Annotated in this window: 23 protein-coding genes, 2 tRNA genes, 1 other RNA gene, 1 pseudogene and 1 riboswitch; all 27 genes and pseudogenes read left to right on the top strand. The window is 52.4% G+C overall.

Annotated elements, in window-relative coordinates; genetic code table 11:
* The first annotated feature begins 1 nt into the window (after position 1).
* The 27 genes and pseudogenes from BU251_RS03910 to BU251_RS03790 all read left to right on the top strand — a co-directional run bounded on the left by BU251_RS03910 (position 2) and on the right by BU251_RS03790 (position 19,702).
* Positions 2–517, top strand: a complete 516-nt coding sequence (locus tag BU251_RS03910; RefSeq protein ID WP_128699587.1) for a nitroreductase family protein — start codon at positions 2–4, stop codon at positions 515–517.
* The gene (locus tag BU251_RS09410) at positions 514–690 is read left to right on the top strand and encodes a hypothetical protein (RefSeq protein WP_164908851.1); all 177 of its coding nucleotides are present in this window, start codon (positions 514–516) and stop codon (positions 688–690) included. The genes BU251_RS03910 and BU251_RS09410 overlap by 4 nt, the downstream gene beginning before the upstream one ends.
* Positions 687–1,583 (top strand): prenyltransferase, encoded by an 897-nt coding sequence (locus BU251_RS03905; protein WP_128699586.1) that lies wholly within the window; start codon positions 687–689, stop codon positions 1,581–1,583. Before BU251_RS09410 ends, BU251_RS03905 begins: the two co-directional genes overlap by 4 nt.
* Before the next feature lie 344 nt (positions 1,584–1,927).
* Entirely contained in the window at positions 1,928–2,815 is an 888-nt protein-coding gene (locus BU251_RS03900; RefSeq protein WP_128699585.1) for a GspE/PulE/PilB domain-containing protein, read from the top strand.
* A gap of 522 nt (positions 2,816–3,337) precedes the next feature.
* Positions 3,338–3,411, top strand: a tRNA-Ile gene (locus BU251_RS03895).
* A 259-nt stretch (positions 3,412–3,670) separates the two neighbouring features.
* Positions 3,671–3,744: transfer RNA gene (locus tag BU251_RS03890), tRNA-Val, on the top strand.
* A 459-nt stretch (positions 3,745–4,203) separates the two neighbouring features.
* Positions 4,204–4,929 (top strand): zinc ribbon domain-containing protein, encoded by a 726-nt coding sequence (locus BU251_RS03885; protein ID WP_128699584.1) that lies wholly within the window; start codon positions 4,204–4,206, stop codon positions 4,927–4,929.
* Positions 4,853–5,281, top strand: a pseudogene (locus BU251_RS03880) (ribonuclease HI family protein); the annotation flags it as partial. The gene BU251_RS03885 and the pseudogene BU251_RS03880, both read left to right, overlap by 77 nt.
* 81 nt (positions 5,282–5,362) lie before the next feature.
* Positions 5,363–5,770: RNase P RNA component class A (gene rnpB / locus BU251_RS03875), an RNA gene on the top strand.
* A gap of 264 nt (positions 5,771–6,034) precedes the next feature.
* Positions 6,035–6,787, top strand: coding sequence for a YebC/PmpR family DNA-binding transcriptional regulator (locus tag BU251_RS03870; protein ID WP_128699583.1), 753 nt, complete (start codon positions 6,035–6,037; stop codon positions 6,785–6,787).
* An 8-nt stretch (positions 6,788–6,795) separates the two neighbouring features.
* Positions 6,796–7,281, top strand: coding sequence for a crossover junction endodeoxyribonuclease RuvC (ruvC, locus tag BU251_RS03865; protein ID WP_128699582.1), 486 nt, complete (start codon positions 6,796–6,798; stop codon positions 7,279–7,281).
* Positions 7,278–7,949 (top strand): Holliday junction branch migration protein RuvA, encoded by a 672-nt coding sequence (gene ruvA, locus BU251_RS03860; RefSeq protein WP_128699581.1) that lies wholly within the window; start codon positions 7,278–7,280, stop codon positions 7,947–7,949. The genes ruvC and ruvA overlap by 4 nt, the downstream gene beginning before the upstream one ends.
* Before the next feature lie 34 nt (positions 7,950–7,983).
* Complete coding sequence (scpB, locus tag BU251_RS03855; RefSeq protein WP_128699580.1) at positions 7,984–8,718, top strand: SMC-Scp complex subunit ScpB; 735 nt, start codon at positions 7,984–7,986, stop codon at positions 8,716–8,718.
* On the top strand, positions 8,708–9,769 hold the full coding sequence (gene pheA, locus BU251_RS03850; protein ID WP_128699579.1) for a prephenate dehydratase: 1,062 nt from the start codon (positions 8,708–8,710) through the stop codon (positions 9,767–9,769). Before scpB ends, pheA begins: the two co-directional genes overlap by 11 nt.
* A 6-nt stretch (positions 9,770–9,775) precedes the next feature.
* Complete coding sequence (gene hisC, locus BU251_RS03845; RefSeq protein ID WP_128699578.1) at positions 9,776–10,876, top strand: histidinol-phosphate transaminase; 1,101 nt, start codon at positions 9,776–9,778, stop codon at positions 10,874–10,876.
* A complete protein-coding gene (gene aroF / locus BU251_RS03840; protein WP_128699577.1) occupies positions 10,873–11,889 on the top strand; it encodes a 3-deoxy-7-phosphoheptulonate synthase in 1,017 nt (338 codons plus the stop codon). Before hisC ends, aroF begins: the two co-directional genes overlap by 4 nt.
* The gene (locus tag BU251_RS03835; protein WP_128699576.1) at positions 11,889–12,722 is read left to right on the top strand and encodes a prephenate dehydrogenase; all 834 of its coding nucleotides are present in this window, start codon (positions 11,889–11,891) and stop codon (positions 12,720–12,722) included. The genes aroF and BU251_RS03835 overlap by 1 nt, the downstream gene beginning before the upstream one ends.
* Positions 12,723–12,727: 5 nt before the next feature.
* The gene (gene cmk / locus BU251_RS03830) at positions 12,728–13,402 is read left to right on the top strand and encodes a (d)CMP kinase (protein WP_128699575.1); all 675 of its coding nucleotides are present in this window, start codon (positions 12,728–12,730) and stop codon (positions 13,400–13,402) included.
* A gap of 1 nt (position 13,403) precedes the next feature.
* Positions 13,404–15,200, top strand: a complete 1,797-nt coding sequence (lepA, locus tag BU251_RS03825; protein WP_128699574.1) for a translation elongation factor 4 — start codon at positions 13,404–13,406, stop codon at positions 15,198–15,200.
* A gap of 14 nt (positions 15,201–15,214) precedes the next feature.
* Positions 15,215–15,799, top strand: coding sequence for a signal peptidase I (lepB, locus tag BU251_RS03820; RefSeq protein WP_228767844.1), 585 nt, complete (start codon positions 15,215–15,217; stop codon positions 15,797–15,799).
* A gap of 30 nt (positions 15,800–15,829) precedes the next feature.
* Positions 15,830–16,420: a CDP-diacylglycerol--glycerol-3-phosphate 3-phosphatidyltransferase gene (gene pgsA / locus BU251_RS03815; RefSeq protein WP_128699573.1), complete on the top strand. Its 591-nt coding sequence runs from the start codon at positions 15,830–15,832 to the stop codon at positions 16,418–16,420.
* Positions 16,389–17,054, top strand: a complete 666-nt coding sequence (gene plsY / locus BU251_RS03810; RefSeq protein ID WP_164908850.1) for a glycerol-3-phosphate 1-O-acyltransferase PlsY — start codon at positions 16,389–16,391, stop codon at positions 17,052–17,054. Before pgsA ends, plsY begins: the two co-directional genes overlap by 32 nt.
* Before the next feature lie 269 nt (positions 17,055–17,323).
* A complete protein-coding gene (locus BU251_RS03805) occupies positions 17,324–17,659 on the top strand; it encodes a hypothetical protein (protein WP_128699571.1) in 336 nt (111 codons plus the stop codon).
* Between the two features lie 62 nt (positions 17,660–17,721).
* Entirely contained in the window at positions 17,722–17,913 is a 192-nt protein-coding gene (locus tag BU251_RS09405) for a hypothetical protein (protein ID WP_164908849.1), read from the top strand.
* A gap of 11 nt (positions 17,914–17,924) precedes the next feature.
* Positions 17,925–18,494 carry a nitroreductase family protein gene (locus BU251_RS03800; RefSeq protein WP_164908848.1) on the top strand — a complete coding sequence of 190 codons (570 nt, stop codon included), beginning with the start codon at positions 17,925–17,927 and terminating at the stop codon, positions 18,492–18,494.
* A 12-nt stretch (positions 18,495–18,506) separates the two neighbouring features.
* Positions 18,507–18,911: a hypothetical protein gene (locus BU251_RS03795; protein ID WP_128699569.1), complete on the top strand. Its 405-nt coding sequence runs from the start codon at positions 18,507–18,509 to the stop codon at positions 18,909–18,911.
* A 284-nt stretch (positions 18,912–19,195) separates the two neighbouring features.
* Complete coding sequence (locus BU251_RS03790) at positions 19,196–19,702, top strand: DUF6580 family putative transport protein (RefSeq protein ID WP_128699568.1); 507 nt, start codon at positions 19,196–19,198, stop codon at positions 19,700–19,702.
* Positions 19,701–19,962, top strand: a riboswitch (cobalamin riboswitch). Its footprint overlaps the gene before it by 2 nt.
* The last annotated feature ends 9 nt before the right edge of the window (positions 19,963–19,971 follow it).

The following is a 19,971-nucleotide window of genomic DNA, read 5'->3' as shown; positions in this document are numbered from 1 at the left end:
CATGAAGGATATTCTGAATATCATCAAGACCAGGCGCTCCGTCCGTCATTTCAGCGACAAAAAACTCCCGGCTGCAGGGATCGTCAAGATCCTCGAGGCAGGCCGATGGGCCCCTTCGGGGCTCAATAATCAACCCTGGCGTTTCCTTGTCGTTGAAGACAAGGGACTCCGCGACCGCATCGCCGCCTTCACCGCATACGGCTCCGTCATCCGGAGGGCGGCAGCTATCCTCATAGTCTGTCTGGATACGGCTGATTCCTACAACAGGGACAAAGACCTTATGGCCGTGGGGGCATCGATCCAGAATATGCTCCTGGAAGCCAAAAACCTCGGCATCGGGACATGCTGGCTGGGGGAGATCCTGAACAAAAAGAGGGAAGTCGCGGATACCTTGGAACTGAACAAAGATCTCGACCTTCTGGCCGTCGTGGCCATGGGCTATCCGGCAGGCAAGAAGCAGAAGGGCTGCCGAAAAGCCTTAAAAGAACTGCTGATCAACGGATCCAAATACTCATGAATCTGTTATCTTGGTTATTTCTCAGCGAACTCCTTTTGATCGGTGCCGTCTGGCTGATCATTGCCGAACTCAACGACAACTTTCGCAGACAAGACCTGTTTGAACGTATGATACGCGACGGCATCCTCAACAAAGACGCCTCACCGGCCAATCGCCGTCAACATATCCCATGAGCCTCCCCGGGCGCTTCCTGACCGTCATCAGGGGATGGTCTCTGCCTCTTAGTATTTCATCGGTGACCCTTGGGACAACGGCAGCCGCAACAACTCAACGGGGATCCGCCTGGTTGTATCTGCTGGTCGTCTTCGGCGTTTGTCTTTTCCATGCGTGCGCCAACACGTTCAACGATTATTTCGACCTCAAATACGGAGTTGATACCCCTGAAGCGCCAACCGCCATCTACAGGGCCCATGGTGTTTTTGCTGGCCTGATCGCTCCCAAGGCGCTTTTTTACCTCTCCATAATCCTTCTGACCATTGCCCTTCTGATCGGCGCGGCGCTGGCGATTCTGCGCACGGCATATCTCTGGCCCCTCATCATCCTGGGCCTGTTCTTGAACTTATTTTATACGGCACTGCCTGGACATGCGCTCAAATATACAGCCCTCGGAGAGCCTGCTGTTTTTTTGGCCTTCGGTCCTGTCATCATGGAAGGCAGCTTCGCCGTACAGACAGGATATCTCTCATGGAACGTCTTTCTGCTATCTCTACCGGTCGGCATTCTTGTTGCCCTTGTTCTCTTCGCCAATAATCTCAGGGATAGGGAATTTGATTCTTGCAAAAAAATCAAGACCCTGGCGACCCTGCTTGGCCCGCGCGCAGGAATGAAGACCTTCATCGCGCTGGCTTATCTGCCCTATATGATCACAGGCGCCTATGTCGGCATGAAGATCTTGGATTGGCCCGGGTTATTCGTCCTCTTTTCATTACCGACAACTGTCCGCACCGTAAGAAGCTTTTCACAAAACATCCCGGTGGCTGCAGATGCCATGGCATCCGAAACCGCTCTTTCCTTCAATTTCTTCCTCCTCATCTCACTCATTATAAATATTCTGATAAAGATATAACACCTTCCATATTCGCTCTGCATAAGACAAGGGAGGCTAATCCGCTGCAAAGTTGTGGCGGGCGAGGCCTCTCCGAAGGCCGGACGAGATGTCGTTCAATAGCTGGAAGGCGGACAGGTATCACGGCTCGCCGCTCGGCGAAGCCGAGGGCTGTAAAGCCGTGAGTCTCCATAACTTATTATATTACAATTGGTTATTGCTCTCCTTTAATTACATTTATCTGTATGATATACTATAATTGTACGAATATAAGCATTCCTTTTAATAAAAAAATGGCCTTTTGAAGATTCAAATTCGGCTAAAAGGGAAGAGGAAAACCATATTGTTGCACACCGGGGTGAAGTATGTTTATGAACCTCAATACCGAGATCAATCTCGGCACTTCACTAATGGAAAAAAGGCTGATTACGGCCGAACAGCTGAAAGATGCCTATGAACACCTGAAGATCAAAGGCGGATATTTAAGCCAAAGGCTCATTGAACTTGGCTATATCAAAGAAGCGGATATCGCCACTCACCTGACCTGTGAATTCGGCTATTCATACATTCCCCTGAAATCTTATATTGTTACGGAAGACGCTCTGGCATGCATCCCTGCGGAATTTGCGTGCGACTTTTGCGTTCTTCCCATCGAAAAACACGACAAACTGCTGACGATCGCGATGGCCGACCCCCTCAACAAAGGCGTCATCGAGCTGATCCGTCAAATCAGCCGTTGCGAAATTGTCGTCCTCATCAGCATACGCTCAGAAATCCGGCAAAGCATCGAAAGATACTATGGAGGCCATTTCAAAGAGTTTGAACTCGACAGGTATAAAGACGATGTCGTGCTGCGTGACAATCTCATGGAAAAAGAAATTTCCAACGGTCTCTATACGGGCGTTAACCGCCGGCGCTATAAAAGAATGCAAGTAGGATTGGCGGCTGAATACTACGTTTATCCGAACTTTGTCAAAACTGAGATCAAAAATTTAAGCATGGGAGGCATCCTTTTCGAAACACAGAACTATCTACACCCAGGCACAGAACTGGCGATCAATATCCACCTGGATAATTACCGCTATATCACCGCCGTCGTTGAAGTCAGCCGGTCAGAACCAGTCAATATCATCAACGCGGGCTGGGATACCACCAGCAGGGTTATCCATGAAACCGGCGCCTTCTTCAGTTTTATGCCCGAAAAGAATCAGGAGATGCTTGCCCAATTCTTAAAGCACATGATCAAATCCTGAAAACTCTCTCCCCGGGAAACGGCAAGATCAGGATACAGACCCACCATAACAGGTGGGTTTTTTGATTTCCAACAGAAGATAATATTGAGTAAGTAATTGTGTATCTCATGCTCAACTGATTTCAAGGATAGAATAGGACTGTTTTTCTAAAAAATGACGCTTTTCTTCTGAATGCAACCACAATTGGTTTAATAGCTTACATCAAGAAACCCACCCACTTTTTCCCTTGCAAACTAATTAACTTTATGGTATAAATAAAAGTCTTAAATTCTTATTTTTTGCAGATTTATTTAATTATGGCTAAATTATGCCTATGTGGTTCTTTTTTTAAAATTTTTAGCATTATAGGAAGTTGTCTTTTTTAAAAAATCTTTTCCTCCGACGAGAAAAAACAAATTATACAGGGCCCTTAGCTTCCCGACGCTCACGCGTGTTCGGTCGGGATCCCGACTTCCGCCTGCGGCGGAACGTCGGGACAGTCGGTCATCGGATATAGGGATACAAGCAGGTTATGAATAATCAGGGCCCTTAGCTCAGTCGGTTAGAGCAGGTGACTCATAATCACTTGGTCGGAGGTTCGAGTCCTCCAGGGCCCATGAGCTTTTGCAGAGCAAAAGCGAATCCCGAGCGGCTGCAAATTAAGTCATATGCCGCGAGGGATGAAATAAATAATCTCAGAGCTTTTCCTCGATCCATGCATTTAAGAAACGCGGGACCTCGGGATATCACTGAAATATAACATTATGGTGTTCCGCGGACGCATAGCTCAGCCCCTCGACAGGCTCGGGACGAGCTTGCGTTGTTGCACTGTCGAAGGAAAAGATTTTGTCATAGCGTAGAGACACAACAAGACTCGGGCGCATAGCTCAGCTGGTTAGAGTGCTGCCCTCACATGGCAGAGGTCATAGGTTCAAATCCTATTGCGCCCATTTTTTTAAATATGAGAAGGTTCTCCCGCTCCGAAATGAAACAATTTTAGCGGGATCCCGATAGCGAATGAAATGAGCGTATCGGGAAAGTCCTTCTGCGCCCACATTTCACCTCTGGTGAAATGTGTCCCGAACATGCGAAGAGAATTTTCGAGTCGCCTCTGGCGGCTACGAGAAAATTATCGAGCGCTTATGTTCAGGGACGATCAGAAGCCTCTGGCGAAATGTGTCCCGAACATGCGAAGTGAATTTTCGAGTCGCCTCTGGCGAAAAATGTTCTGAGCAAAAAATAAACCCATCATAGGCAAAGTTAAGGAATAAACGTTGACTCCTCGCTTGAACACTTGTAAATTTCCTCTCCGGCCGGCCAAGCCGACCTTCGGGAAATTTACTGCGCAAGCTCGGAGTTAACTTTGAGAGGAAGTAAAACCCATCATAGGCAAAGTTAAGGAGCGTATTTTGTCGACACCAGACATCCGCACAGAACTGATAAAACTCGTCGAACTTCAAGGGTTGGATAAAAAAATATTTGAGCTCAATCAGAAAAAAGAAGAGGTTCCCCTTATCCTGGAAAGATTACAGAAAGCGTTCGAGGGAAAAAAGGCCGATTACAAAACCCTCGAAAGCAACCTGCAGAAGACTCAGCTCCAGCAAAAAGAAAAAGAAGGGGATCTCAATGCCAAGGAAGAGGGTATCAAAAAATCCCAATCGCAATTAGGGGCCCTCAAGACCAACAAGGAATATCAGGCCAAGCTTGCGGAGATCGAAAGCCTGAAGGCCGATAAATCCGTCATTGAAGAAGAAATCCTCAAGTTGATGGATGAGGTCGAAACGGCAAAAAAGGCCTTGGACGAGGAGAAAAAAATCCTCGCCGGCGAAGAAAAAATCTATAACGAAGAGAAAAGGGCCGTTGAAGAACAGGCGAAGGACATAGAGGCTTCTCTGCAGGCCGAGCAGGGAAAAAGACAGATCGCGGCGGCAGGCGTCGACAAAAAGATCCTTCAGGCCTACGAGCACATCCTCCACGGCCGCGGGGGCGTGGCGCTGGTCAAGGTCTCAAATAACTCCTGCGAAGGATGCCACATGCGCGTCCCTCACCAAGTGATCAATGAGATCAAGATGTATAACCGCCTCATCACCTGCGAGAACTGTTCCCGGATCCTTTATCTTGAGGAAGGCGAATGAGGCCTCGCAGGTTTCCGGAAAAAGGATAAATTCCATCACCATGGACATCTATATTGACGGCTCTTCCATGGGCAACCCCGGCGATGCTGGGGTGGGCGTTATTTTTGCGAGGGCGGAGGTCCCGGTCAAGAATATATCCAGATACATCGGACGCCAGACCAATAATGTGGCCGAATACACAGCCCTGATCACGGCCCTGCAGGAAGCCCTGGAGATGAACGTCAGAGAAGCGACCATATTCTCCGACAGCCAATTGCTGTGCCGCCAGATCAACGGAGAATACAAGGTCAAAAACAAGAATATCCGGCATCTGTTCGAACAGGCAAAAATGCTGCTGGGCGAATTTGATGCTTATCGTATTCAGCAGATCCCGAGGGAACTCAATAAAGGCGCCGATAAACTGGCGCGTTTGGCCATAAAGGAAGAACGTTCCAAAATAGGCAGGATAGCCGCCCATGGAGGCCCGAAAGCCGCCGGGGAGGAAAGTCCGAGCTCTAGAGGACAACGCAGCGGGTAATAACCGCCTCCGTTACGTTGCGTAACGGACGGATCAGAGCCACAGAGACGAGTCCCGCCACCAGTGCGTCGGCGGGGGTGAAACGCGGCAATCTCTGCGTAGAGCAATGCCAAATAGGCCCCGACATCCTGGATAACAGGAATAGGGTTGTCCGCCTGAACATCGTGTGTCGGAGCGGGTTGGCTGCTAGATCCCACCGAGCAATCGGAGGGAGAAGTCAAATGGCTATCGCCCCCGCCGTTTTGTTCCGCTTTTGGTGAAACCAGGCGAACCAAAACGCGAAAGCGGGGGAGACAGAACTCGGCTTATATGCCTATTTTGCCGTGAACCAAGCTGATCGCTTCATAAAAAATATTTCGTAGTCGGTTCACGGCACCATAAACCGACAGCGGAACGCACTTTGTGAAGCGGTCGGTCTGGTTCATGGTGAGGGTCTCACGGCCTGCCCGCTTTCAGCGGGCGATCCATAAGGCGTGCCATGGCGTCTTGCGCTCATGGAACAATTCTCTGGAAAACTGAAAAACCGGAAATGCTCGTCATTCGTCTGCGATAAAATAATCTCGACGACAAAATAAGGGAGGAAGCACAATGTCAGGTCATTCAAAGTGGGCAAGCATCAAACACAAGAAGGCAGCGATCGATGCCAAGCGCGGCCAGCTCTTCACGAAGCTGATCAAAGAGCTGACGGCGGCGGCCCGTTCAGGCGGCGGCAACATGGAAACAAATATCCGTCTGCGCACGGCCGTGGCAAAAGCCAAAGAAGGCAATATGCCGTGGGACAACATCGAAAAGGCGATCATGAGAGGCACGGGCGAGTTGCCGGGCGTCACCTATGAAGAGGTCACTTACGAAGGCTATGGTCCGGCAGGCATTGCCATCATGATCGACGTCGTCACCGACAACAAGAACAGGACAACGGCTGAACTAAGAAACATGATGTCCAAAAAAGGCGGCAATATGGCCCAGGCCGGAGCCGTAAGCTTCCTGTTCCAGAAAAAAGGTTTCCTGACGGTCGACAAGAAAGCCATTGGAGAAGACAAGCTCATGGACATCGTGCTCAATGCGGGGGCCGAGGACATGAAAAGCGAAGCCGATGTCTACGAGATCACGACGCAACCGCATGACCTGGAATCCGTCAAGAACGCCCTGACGGCCGTCAAAATCCCGTTTGAGAACGCGGAGATCACCATGATCCCGACCTCGACCATCAAGATCGCGGAAAAAAATACGGCCAACACGATCCTGTCGCTCATGGATTCCCTGGAAGAACACGAAGACGTCCAGCACGTCTATGCTAATTTTGACATCCCGGACGAGCTGATCGAATCAACCGGAGAATAGCGCGCCAGATGCTCATCCTCGGCATCGACCCAGGGTTGCACGTCACAGGTTACGGCCTCATCGAAGCCGACCGGCATGGTTTTACCATCAAAAAGTCTGGTTTCATCAAAACGCGGATAAAAGATGAATTGCCGAAACGCCTCTTGCAGATCCACGGAGAGCTGGCGGAAATCCTGGACCGACACAAACCGGATGCCCTTGTCCTGGAAAAACTCTACGCGCACTACAAGCATCCTTTGACGGCATCCCTGCTCGGACACGCCCGCGGAGTCATCTGCATGCTGGCGGAGGAAAAAAAGGTCGCTTTCTTCGAATATCCGGCGACACGCGTCAAACAGGTCACCACAGGACATGGGCATGCGTCCAAAGAACAGGTCCAGAAAATGATCGAGCATATGTTCGGCGCTGCGCGCGAATCCTTCGGCCCTGTTGATACAACGGACGCCATCTCGCTGGCCGTGACGCACGCCTTGACGATCAGGGCTAAACTATGATCGCACGCATCGGCGGCAAACTGATAGAAAAACGGAAAAACTCGGTCATCCTGGAAAACCAGGGCATCGCTTATGAAATCTTCCTGCCGGTGATCACGATGACGGCGCTCGACAACCATGTCGACCAAGACGGATGCGTGCGCTTCATCACATATCACTATCACCAGCTGGAGCCGTCACGCAGCACACCCGTCCTCATCGGCTTTTTGAATGAGATCGAAAAAGAGTTCTTTGAAGAATTCATTACCGTCTCCGGCATCGGCCCCAAAGCGGCGCTGCGCGCCATCAACACGTCGATTGCTTCCATTGCGCGCGCCATTGACGAGGCCGACGTCGCTTTTTTAAAGTCTCTGCCGGGCATCGGTCCCCAGAGGGCCAAGGAGATCATCGCCAAGCTGCAGGGAAAAATCGGAAAATTCGGCCTCATCCAAGAAGAGGGCGCTTCCAAAACGGCGCCCCTGCCGAAAGATATCATCGACGAGGCCGTGGATATCCTGATGCAGCTGCAATATAAAAAACATGAAGCCAAAGAGATGATCCAAGAAGCCATAAAAAAACAACCACTGTTCAAAGACGCCGAAGAACTGCTGAATTTCGTTTATAAACAACGCATCAACTCTTCGCCTTCCGCGGCCGTGCGCCGGGCGCGCCCGGAGCGATATGCTTGAGACGGCCGGCGAATAACCAAAACTTAGGTGCCCCATGACGGACATGCTCGATCCCCTTCAAATCAAGACAGACCTGGAAGCGCTGATTTTTGTCAGCACCAAACCGTTGCTGCTGGAAGATATCAAAAAAGTATTCACAAATCTCCAGACATCGGAGATCCGCGATCTCATCGAATCGCTCAAGAAAGAATACGAGGAACGCTCCAGCGGCATACGCATCATCGAGATCGCCGGCGGCTTCCAGATGGCGACGGCCCCCGAAAGCGCCGCCACCATCAAGGAATTCTATAAGATCAAGCATACGGAAAAACTGACCGGTCCCTCTCTGGAGGCCCTGGCGATCATCGCCTACAAACAACCGGTGACGCGCATCGATATTGAGGCCGTACGGGGAGTCAATTGTGACGGGGTCGTCAAAAGCCTGCTTGAAAAAAATCTCATCCGCATCGTCGGGCGCAAAGAGGTGATCGGCCGTCCTTTTGTGTACGGGACCACCCGTTTCTTCCTGGACTATTTCGGGCTCAAATCCCTGAATGAACTGCCGAAAATCGAAGAATTCGCCCAGAAAGACATGCTCATGAACATGAAACTGGCTTCCGGCGAGGGCGAGATCACACCGCTCTCCAGCGAAGAAGAACGAACCCTGAGCCAGGAATCCGGCGCCGCAGAAACGACGCCACCGATACGCGAAGAAGAAACGGCGGCACCGGAAGGGGCTTCGCAGGAAACAGAACCCCCCATCCTGAAGGAGACGACAGATGGCCATTAAACATTTGCGCAAAGACATCGATGCGATCGACAAGGAAATCGTCAAGCTGCTCAATAAACGGGCCTGCTGGATCCTCGAGATCGGAAAAATGAAGAACAAGACAGGAGAGGCGGTCTACGCCCCCGCGAGGGAAAAGGAGGTCCTCTCGAAAATCATCCGGGAGAACCAGGGCCCCCTCAACAAAGAAACGTTAACCGCGATCTGGCGCGAGATCATGAGCGCATCTCTCGCCATGGAAAAACCGCTCGTGATCGCATACATGGGGCCGCGAACGACCTTCTCGCACCTGGCGGCGCTGAAAAAATTCGGCGCCAGCGTCTCGTATCTTTCCTGCAACACCATTACGGACGTATTCATGGAGGTGGAAAAAGACAATGCGGATTACGGTGTCATCCCGATAGAGAACTCCATCGAAGGCGCCATCTCGCACACGCTGGACATGCTCGTCGATTCGGACCTCAGCATCTGTTCCCAGGTGATGCTGGATATTTCGCACAACCTTTTGTCGAAACACCTGAAGGACGCGATAGTCAATATCTATTCCAACCCGCAAGTCTTCGGTCAATGCCGCCTTTGGCTGGAAAGCAATCTGCCGAAGGCCGACCTGATAGAAGTTTCCAGCACGACACGGGCCGCCCAGATCGCGGCCAAGGAACCCCGTTCGGCCTGCATCGCATCGCTTCTGGCTGCCAAAGAATACGGGCTGAAGGTCGTCGCCAGGGAGATCGAAGACAGCCCGCACAACATCACGCGGTTTCTGGTGGTCGGCAAATCCCAGGCCCAGAGAACGGGACGCGACAAGACATCCATCATGTTTTCGATCAAAGACAGGGTGGGGGCCCTGCACGACATGCTCCTGCCTTTCAAGAAATACGGCATCAACCTGACCAAGATCGAATCGCGGCCGTCCAAACGAAAAGCATGGGACTACTTCTTTTTCGTGGACCTGACGGGGCACATTCAGGATGACAAAGTCAAGAAGGCCCTGATGGCCCTGGAAGACAAGTGCAAATTTCTCAAAGTTCTGGGGTCATACCCTGTCACGGAATAACAAACAATGAAAATGGAACCCATACGCAAGGATATCGATAATATCGACGCTTATAAACCGGGAAAGCCCATCGAGGAAGTCAAGCGGGAACTCGGTATTGCCGACGTCACGAAGCTGGCGTCCAACGAGAACGCCCTGGGGCCTTCGCCCCGGGCCATCGCTGCCGCCAAAAAAGCGCTGCCATCCCTGAACCGTTACCCGGAAGGAAGCTGTTACTATCTCAAGCGCAAACTGGCACGGCTTTTAGGCATCAAGGAAGTCAACCTTCTATTTGGTAACGGTTCGGACGAACTTATCGATGTCATTCTGAAAACCATCAAGGCCCCGGACGCCGAGATCATCACGGCAGACGTCACCTTCGTCGAATACAAGATCAGCGGCTCCATCAACGGATTCAAAGTAATCAGCGTACCCCTCAAGGATTTCACCTTCGATCTGGAGGCGATGGCCGGTCGCATAACTCCGAAAACAAAAGCCGTTTTTATCGCCAATCCTAACAATCCGACAGGGACATACGTCACGACCCGCCAGGTGCTTGAATTTCTTGACAGGATTCCCCGGGAGGTCATGGTCGTCTTTGACGAGGCCTACGTTGAATTCGCTCAAAAGGAGGACTTTCCAAAAATCCTCGAGCTTTTGGGACACAAAAATGTCGCCATCCTGAGGACGTTTTCCAAGATCTACGGCTTGGCCGGGCTGCGCGTCGGTTACATGATCGCCGACGAGGAATTCGTCGCCGCAGCGGAGCGTATCCGCCAGCCGTTCAACGTCAATTCCGTGGCGCAGGCCGCGGCCTGCGCCGCCCTGGACGACAAGGCATTCGTGCGCAAAAGCATGACCCTTGTTGCCCGAGAAATGAAATTCATGGAGAAGGCGCTGACAGATCTCGGCGTCTGGTTCAAAAAAAGCGCGGCGAACTTTATTTTTGTGCGTACCGGCATGGATGCCAGGAGCCTCTTTGGAAAAATGCTCAAGAAAGGCGTCATCATCCGCGAAATGAGCCAATACAATCTCGACAACTATTCCCGCATCACCATCGGGACAAGACGGGAGAACATAAAATTGATCCGCGCACTCAGAGACATTATCAAGGAGGACTCTAGATGATTATCGTTTTGCGGCCAGACGCCAAAAAAGAAGATATCGACCATATCCTGGACCGCGCCGACAAGCTGGGGCTCAAGCCCCACATCTCCAAAGGCACCGAGAGGACGATCATCGGATTGATCGGTCCCGAAGATGCCCTCAGGGCCATCCCTCTGGAGGCTTTTCACGGCGTTGAGAACGTCATCCCTATTTTGGCGCCCTACAAGCTTGTCTCGCGGGAATTCAAAAAAGAAAATTCCGTCATCCCTATCGGAGAACACCTGAAGATCGGCGCCAAGAAAGTCGTCATCTTCGCCGGCCCCTGCGCCATCGAAAACGAGGACTTGCTCGTGGAAATAGGGGAAGAGGTCAAATTTGCCGGCGCCTCCGTCTTGCGCGGCGGCGCCTACAAACCAAGGACATCTCCCTATGCCTTCCAAGGCATGGGCCTGGAAGGCCTCAAGATCCTCTCGCGCGTCAGCAAAAAGCTGAATATGCCGACGGTCACCGAGGTCATGGACGTACGCGATGTCGGGACGGTCGCGCAATATGCCGACATCCTTCAAATCGGTGCGCGCAATATGCAAAACTTCACGCTCCTCAAAGAAGTCGGCCTGACCCGTAAGCCCATCCTGCTCAAAAGAGGCCTGGCGAATACCGTCAAGGAACTCCTCATGTCGGCGGAATACATCATGGCCGAAGGCAACCATAACGTCATCCTCTGCGAACGGGGCATCAGGACTTTCGAAGATGCGACGCGCAACACCTTCGACGTCAGCGCCATTCCCGTCGTCAAACAGCTTTCGCATTTACCTATCATCGCCGACCCGAGTCACGCCGCGGGCAAATGGAACCTGGTCGCACCCCTGTCCTGCGCCGCCGTTGCCGCCGGGGCGGACGGCCTTATCATCGAGGCCCACACAAAACCCGAGGAAGCCCTTTCAGACGGAGCGCAATCGCTCCTCCCTGAAAAGTTGACCACGCTCATACAAAACCTGGAAAAGATCGCACTGGCGATCCACAGAGAAATCTGATGCGTAGACCTTTATTCAGGAAAATAACGATCGTAGGGGTCGGCCTTTTGGGCGGCTCGATCGGCATGGCCGTCAAAAGACTCAATCTCAGTAAAGAGGTCTGCGGTTATTTCCGCAACCATAAAAAAATAGCGCAGGCCAAACGATACGGGGCGATCGATACAGGGACAAACCGCTTCGCCGCAGCCGTCGAACACAGCGACCTCATCATTCTATGCTCGCCCGTCGAAGACATCAAGACCAAGCTCGGCGCGCTCAAACGGCTGGGAATGACCAAACCCCTCATCACGGACGTCGGCAGCACAAAAGCCGAAATCATCCGGGCAGCCAAAGGATTGAATTTTGTCGGCAGTCACCCTCTGGCGGGGTCGGAACAAAGCGGGGTATCGCACAGCCGGCCCGACCTTTTTAAGGGCTCTATCTGTATCGTCATTCCAGACCAAGCACCGCGCAGCAGTGTGCGCACCGTCTGCCGGTTCTGGAAAACCCTGGGCAGCCGTGTCGTCACTCTCTCGGCCCTAAAACACGATACCGCCCTGGCGTTCACGAGCCACTTGCCGCATGCGGTTGCTTTCACGCTTGCCGCCGTCATGCCGGACCATTGCGAACGATTCGCTGCCGGCGGCCTTAAAGACACCACGCGCATCGCCCTCTCTCATCCGGAAGTCTGGAGCGACATTCTCCTGTCCAATCGGACCAATGTCCTCAAATCCCTCGACGCCTTCGAACGATCGCTGAAACGCCTCAAGAGCGCCGTCGCTGCGAAAAACAGAAAAACACTCAAGAAACTCCTCGTCTGCAGCCGCAATAAGCGCCGACGGATCCTTTCGTAAAAATAATGACAGACCTCAAACCCATCGTAGCGATAGACGGCCCAGCCGGATCGGGAAAAAGCACCGTGGCCCGCGCCGTCGCGCGTAAACTTGGCCTGTTCTACATCGACACAGGAGCCATGTACCGGGCCCTGGCCCTGAAAGCGCGGCAGGAAGCCGTCGATCCGAACGATGCGCCGGCCGTCATCGCCCTGGCACGGCACACCCGCATCGATCTTTCCTATGATCCTCGGGAAGGGACGCTGCGGGTAGACCTTGACGGACGCGACGTGTCCCAGGACATCCGCAGGCCGGAAATCACCGAGCACGTTTCCGTCATCGCCAAAATCAAAGAAGTGCGGGAGATCATGGTGGGGCTGCAGAGAAGCCTGGCGGAAGGCAGGCGCGCAATCCTGGAAGGCCGGGACATCGGAACCGTCGTCTTTCCCGACGCCTACAAAAAATTTTTTTTGGACGCCGCCTGCGAGGAACGCGTCAGAAGGCGTTATCTTGAGATGAAAGAAAAAAACATCCCGGTGGAACAACAGGGCGTGCAGAACGACATCGAAACAAGGGACCGTATCGATTCGACCCGCGCCTGCGCCCCTCTCAGGCGGACGCCGGATGCGGTCTACATCGATACGACACGGATGACGATCGACGAGGTCGTTGCAGCCGTTATCGCAGAAATCAATCGCTGATATGAATCCACGGGAACACGTCAGAAACTTTTCCATCATCGCTCATATCGACCACGGCAAATCGACGCTCGCCGATCGTATCCTCGAATATGTCGGCGCTATCGACAAACGCCATTTTCATGCCCAACTCCTCGATGACATGGAGATCGAACAGGAAAGAGGCATCACGATCAAGGCGTCGGCAGTAACGATCAATTATAAGGCCGATGACGGCCACACCTATACGCTCAACCTCATCGACACGCCCGGACATGTCGACTTTACCTATGAAGTATCCAAATCGCTGGCGGCCTGCGAAGGGGCCTTGTTGCTGGTAGACGCCTCTCAGGGGATCGAAGCCCAGACAGTTGCCAATTTCTTTTTGGCCCGAGAACACAACTTGAAGATCATCCCCGTCATCAACAAGATCGACATCGCCGGCATCGACATCGACCGCGTCAAGGAACAGATCACGGACATCCTCAGGCTCGAAGAAGACGACATCCTTCTGGCTTCCGCCAAAGAAGGGATCGGCATCAAAGAGATCCTGGAGCGGGTGGTCCAAACGATCCCCGCACCGAGCGGCGACGACAACAACCCTCTCGAAACCCTGATCTTCGATTCTTCTTTCGACACCTACAAAGGGGTCGTTATCTATGGACGTCTCTTTAACGGTCAACTGGCGCTGGGCGATACCATCCGCATGATGCAGGCAAACAAGATCTGCACGGTCGAAGAGATCGGCGTCTTCAGACCCCAGATGACATCCACAAAAGCGCTGCACTGCGGCGAGGTCGGCTACATCACGGCCAACATCCGGGACCCGAAAGAAATCCTGATCGGCGACACCATCACGCTCGCCGACCATCCGGCCCAACAACCGCTGCCGGGATACAAAAAAGTCAAGCCGATGGTCTTCTGCGGCATTTATCCCGTCAACGCCAAAGATTTCGCCGAGCTCAAGGTGGCCATGGAAAAACTGGGCCTTAACGACTCTTCTTTTGTGTACGAAACCGAAACGTCACAGTCTTTCGGTTACGGTTTCCGATGCGGATTCCTGGGGCTCCTCCACATGGAAATCGTCCAGGAAAGGCTGGAACGCGAATACAATCTGAACCTCGTCCTGACCACGCCGAACGTCGTCTATCGCATCACCACGCGAGACGACAAAGTCATGGAGGTGGACAACCCGGCCAAGCTCCCGGATCCAGTCCAGATCAAACTGGCCGAAGAACCGTTCGTACGCGCCTTCATGATCGTGCCGACAAATGCCATCGAGGAAGTCTGCGAGCTGACCAAACAGCGCCGCGGAGAATTCCTCGCCAATGACTATCTGGGCGAAGAGAGGGTCAAGGTCATCTACCGCATGCCGCTGGCGGAGGTCATCGTGGACTTTTACGACAAAATCAAATCCGTGACCCGCGGGTATGGATCGCTGGATTATGAATTCGACGGCTACAACCCGACCAAGCTCGTCAAGCTCGATATTCTGATCAATGGAAAAATTTGCGATGCCTTTTCATGCCTGATCCATAAAGACAAGGCCCAGGCCAAAGGCAGACTCCTGGTGGAAAAATTGCGGGAGCTGATCCCCCGTCAACTTTACCTCATCAACCTTCAGGCCGCCATCGGCGGAACGATCCTGGCATCAGAAAAGATCAGGCCTGTCGGCAAGAATGTTACGGCGAAATGTTACGGCGGCGACATCACACGTAAACGCAAACTCTGGGAAAAACAAAAAGAAGGGAAAAAACGCCTCAAGCAGGTGGGCAATGTCGAGATCCCGCAGGAGGCTTTCCTGGCAGCCCTGAAAATCTAAAAAAGCGAGGCCCTATGCTTAAATTAAACGATATGCAAAAAGCGTGGCTTAAAGAATTCTTTGAAACCATTGTCACGGCGGTCATCCTGGCCCTGATCATCCGGACGTTCGTGGTCCAGCCATTCAAGATACCCACCGGCTCAATGGAACCCACCCTGATCCCCGGCGACAGGATCCTTGTCCTGCGTTACGCTTACGGCCTGAGGCTCCCGTTCACCTACAAGAGGATCGCCAAATTCCATTCTCCTGAAACCGGAGACATCATCGTCTTCAATTATCCTGAAGAGCCTATGAGGGATTTTATCAAACGGTGCGTGGGCAGGCCCGGCGATTCCATCGAAATACGCAACGGCCAGATCTACCTGAATGATAAAGCCCTCAAGACCGATCCTTTCAACCGGATCTATTATTATAACCGCGGCCCTTACGGACGGGAGGGAGAAATCCTGCGCGTGCCGCAAGACAACTATTTCGCGCTGGGGGACAACAGCGCTTCATCCAAAGATTCCCGCTACTGGGGATATCTCAACGACAAATACCTCATCGGCAAGGCGTTCCTTGTCTACTGGCCGCCAAACCGGATCAGGATCTTAAAATAATATCCCAGGCCGGAGAGCAGGGGGTGCCGCGTGAACTTTGCCAATAAAATCACACTGTTCCGGATCATCTCTGTGCCGTTCTTTGTGGCCTGCCTTGTTTTTTACACGCCGGCCAAAGATTATCTCCGATACCTGGCGATGGCCATCTTCCTTCTGGCCATCGTTTCCGATGTCGTCGACGGTTATATCGCCCGCCGCCAGAGGCAAAAAACACAGGCGGGCGCCATCCTCGATCCTTTGGCAGACAAAGCTCTTCTGTTGACGGCGTTTATCTTTCTTTATCGCACGAGTAAAACGTATCTGGCAGTCGCGTTGCCCTTATGGTTTTTGTTGATCGTGATCAGCCGCGATATCATCATCCTTGTGGGCAGCGCGATCTTGCTGGCCACCCAAAAAAACACACAGATCACGCCAACCTGGTGGGGCAAGCTCACGACCTTCTTCCAGATGGCCACTGTCATTGCGGTCATCCTGGAATACCCCAAGGCATGGGTCGTCTGGGAACTGGCCGCCGTCTTTACATGCATCTCCGGAATCGACTATGCCCGCAAAGGGATCAACATCCTGAACACTGAATATGGCTCAACACATGCTAAAACCACTACTCGGACTTCTGGTTAGTTACTTTTTAGGGGCCATCCCGACGGCCTATCTCTTCGGCCGGCTTTTAAAGGGAATCGACCTGCGTCGACACGGCTCAGGCAACCTCGGCGCCACAAACGCCTTTCGCGTCCTCGGCAAAGGCGCAGGGACCCTGGTCCTGATCATTGATATCCTTAAAGGAACCACAGCCGTTCTTCTGTCGCGTTACGCTTTTTTTGCGCCGCAGGCCATGCCGCAGGCCGGCATTTCGCTGCCGTTCTACCTCTGTCTGTCTGCTGTCTGTGCCGTCGCCGGACACAACTGGACGATCTTTCTTGGTTTTAAGGGAGGGAAGGGGGTGGCGACAAGCCTTGGGGTACTGATTGCATTTTCCATATTGATCGATAGATTTTTTATTCTTGTCCTCCTCATCACGGGATCATGGCTTATCCTCTTCCTCGCAACAGGTTTCGTGTCCCTGGCATCCGTTATCTGTTCGGCAGCGCTTCCCTTGCTTGGACTCATCCTTCAGCTTCCTGTCAGTATCGAGATCTTCCTCGTCGTTCTCGGCATCTTCTCGCTTGTCCGTCATAAAGCCAACATCTCCAGGCTGTTACAAAAAAAAGAATCCCGTTTCAATACCACCTCGCTGTTTAAAAAGATCTTTAAATAGCGGCATCTCCTTCGTCCCTTCCTAAAAAAATATCCTATCTCTTTTTTTTGCCAGACCTTACAGGAAAGCGCTTTCCCGCGAGGCCTTCCCAGCTATTGTTTTCACTTTTTTTCTGTGCCATATTTTTAATGCAAGATACTGGAGTCAGTTACGATACCCAGCTTCAAAATTTGCCGGGTTGCCATAAGTAAAACAGGCAAAAAAGAAAGGCAGCTCGGCTCGTTTTTTATATGGGGCGGGGAGGAACGCGGATAGCGCGAAAGGATCTCATGAGAGACATGGTCTTCAAAAACCTCACTTCGATGGACAAGAGAAAGAGGGTCCTGTGGGCTTCCGAGACCTTCAATGAGGACGGCATTCTCACGAAGATCCACAAGTATCTCATTTATATCATCAAGGAAGTCCCTGTCCAGGAAAACTACACGAACGAAAAGCCAGAAATCTATGTCCTCAAATACAGGGACACCGGCGAAAAGACGGAAAAATTCCACATCCGCATGAAAGGCGGCATTTACTGCATCGCCAACGGGAAGTGCTTTTTCGTCACCTTCTGCCATACCTTAAAGATAGACCTCTGCGAGGCGCCTCAAAACGCCCATTCGTAAACGGCCGATCCTTCCGAATTCCTGTTCTTCTCTTAAGAACGCATTTGTGATACAATCTTTTCATGTCCCCCGGTTGCCCCCACTGCGGCAGATGGATCCAAGATGACGACGCTCTTTTGTGTCTTTATTGCGGGTCGTCTCTGCGGAGAGGATCCGGGTTCCTGGGGCAGATCAAGGCCGGAAGATGGAAATACGCAGCCCTGATCGTCCTTGCCATCATCATCGCAGCGTTCATCCTCCTGCAAATAATATAGAAACCGATCTTATGTTTATCGAACTCGCCAAACATCGCCAGAGTTGCCGGTCCTACCTGCCCAAAAACGTCCCGCGGCAGATGGTGCTCGACTGCCTGGAAGCCGCGCGTCTGGCGCCAAGCGCCTGTAATTCCCAGCCGTGGCATTTCATTGTCGTAGACGAGCCGGCCACGAAAGACACATTGTGTCAGGCGTCCCTGAGCGGCCCTTATGCGATGAACCGTTTCGTCAAAGAAGCGCCCGTGATCATCGCCGTCGTCACGGAGAAAGCCGGGTTCCTGACCCGTGTGATAGGTTCTTTGCGCGGCACGCCCTATTGGCTGATGGATATAGGAATCGCCGTCGAGCACTTTGTCCTGCAGGCCGCCGAATCAGGTTTGGCTACTTGCTGGATCGGATGGTTCGACGAAAGACAAGCCGCAAGGGTCCTGCGTGTGCCGCGCGCCAAAAAAATCGTCTGCCTCATCTCTTTGGGCTACTCGGATGAGACGCTGCGCGAAAAAAACAGGAAACCCGCCCAGGAAATATACTCGTTCAATCAATATAATGCCACGGGCCTAGAACCAAAAACGCCCCAATAAAAAGGAGGAAATATGTCCAAAGCCCAATTGAGCAAACAGATCCTCGTCACGACCAATGATAAGGTAGGTGAATTTGCCAATGTCACGACAGCCTTGTCGGACGCCAAGGTCAATCTCAAGGGCATCTGCGCATGGGGAGAAGAAGGCAAGGCCCACTTCGCCCTCCTCGCGGACAATAGCGCAGCCGCCAAGAGCGCATTGAAAAATAAGGGATTCCAAGTGGCCGAAGAAGACGTCGTCACGGTGATGCTGGAAGACAAGGTGGGAGCGGCGGCCGCCGTTGCCAAAAAGATCAAGGACGCCGGCATCAATCTGGATTACGTCTACGGGACGGTCTGCGGCTGCGCGCAAACCAGCGCCATGCTCGTCATCAGCTCCAAGGAAAACGCCAAGGTCATCTCTGTGATCAACGGATAGATCAACCTGCACAGATACGAGATAAAATTGTCTTGACTTTTGGAGAGGGGTATATAAAATTAAGGAATAGTTTTGATTCCTTGTATTGAAAAATCAGCAAAAAGACTCATTCCGCCAAAAACTGGATAAAGAAAGAAAAAGACTCCCCGCTTGACCTCTTGCCAATTTCGCTCGCAGGCGCCTTGGTCTCGCCGGAGGCAAGCCAGGGCGCTCGCGAAATCGGCCTGGCCTGCCAAGGGGCAGGCAGGAAGTCATCTCGCCAGAGGCGGAAGTAAGGAGGTTCGATGTTAGCCTGGATCCTGATCGTCATCGGCGTTTTATGCAGATTTCTGCCTCATGTTCCCAATGTCACCCCTGTAGCCGCGATAGCGCTCTTTGCTGCCGCGCACCTGCCTAGTCGCAGACTGGCTATCATCGTGCCGCTCGTCCTCATGATCACCAGCGACCTGTTCCTCGGCATGTACAACACCGTCATCTTCACCTGGGGGTCCGTCCTTTTGATCAGCATGATCGGCATCTCCCTGCGCCATGCCCGTGCGGTCACGACCGTCCTGGCCGGCTCGCTTTTGTCTTCCCTGGTCTTTTTTGTCGTGACAAATTTCGGCGTCTGGCTCGCCGGGTGGTACCCCCAGACCCTGCAGGGATTGCAGGCGTGCTTCATCGCCGCCGTGCCTTTCTTCAGATATTTTCTCGCTGGAACGCTTGTTTCCAGCGTCGTTCTCTTCGGCACCTACGAGATTGCCGCCAGGCTCGTCAAAGGAACACGCCTGGAAACCGCTCTTTTGAAGTAACATTATTATTTCTATAGGCCGTTCCGTCAGCACCACCCAGTAACGGAACAAGGGAAGTGTCGTGATTCAGCACGAATTTTATTTAAAATTCATGCTGGAAATTCGGCCGCGGTCCCGCCGCTGTAATCCTGCGTCCCGGCTAGAATTGCCGGGGCAAAGCAGAGACTCACACAGCCACTGCTCTTTTTTTAAAAGAGCGGGAAGGCTCGTCTCTTAAGCTGCAGGTAAGCCAGAAGACCTGCCTATAGTTTCAGACCTTTTGGCTGCGA

The organism is Candidatus Velamenicoccus archaeovorus (genome assembly GCF_004102945.1).
Taxonomy (GTDB): domain Bacteria; phylum Omnitrophota; class Gorgyraeia; order Velamenicoccales; family Velamenicoccaceae; genus Velamenicoccus; species Velamenicoccus archaeovorus.
The sequence above is the reverse complement of the archived record's forward strand: the minus strand, read 5'-3'. Positions and strand labels throughout refer to the sequence as shown.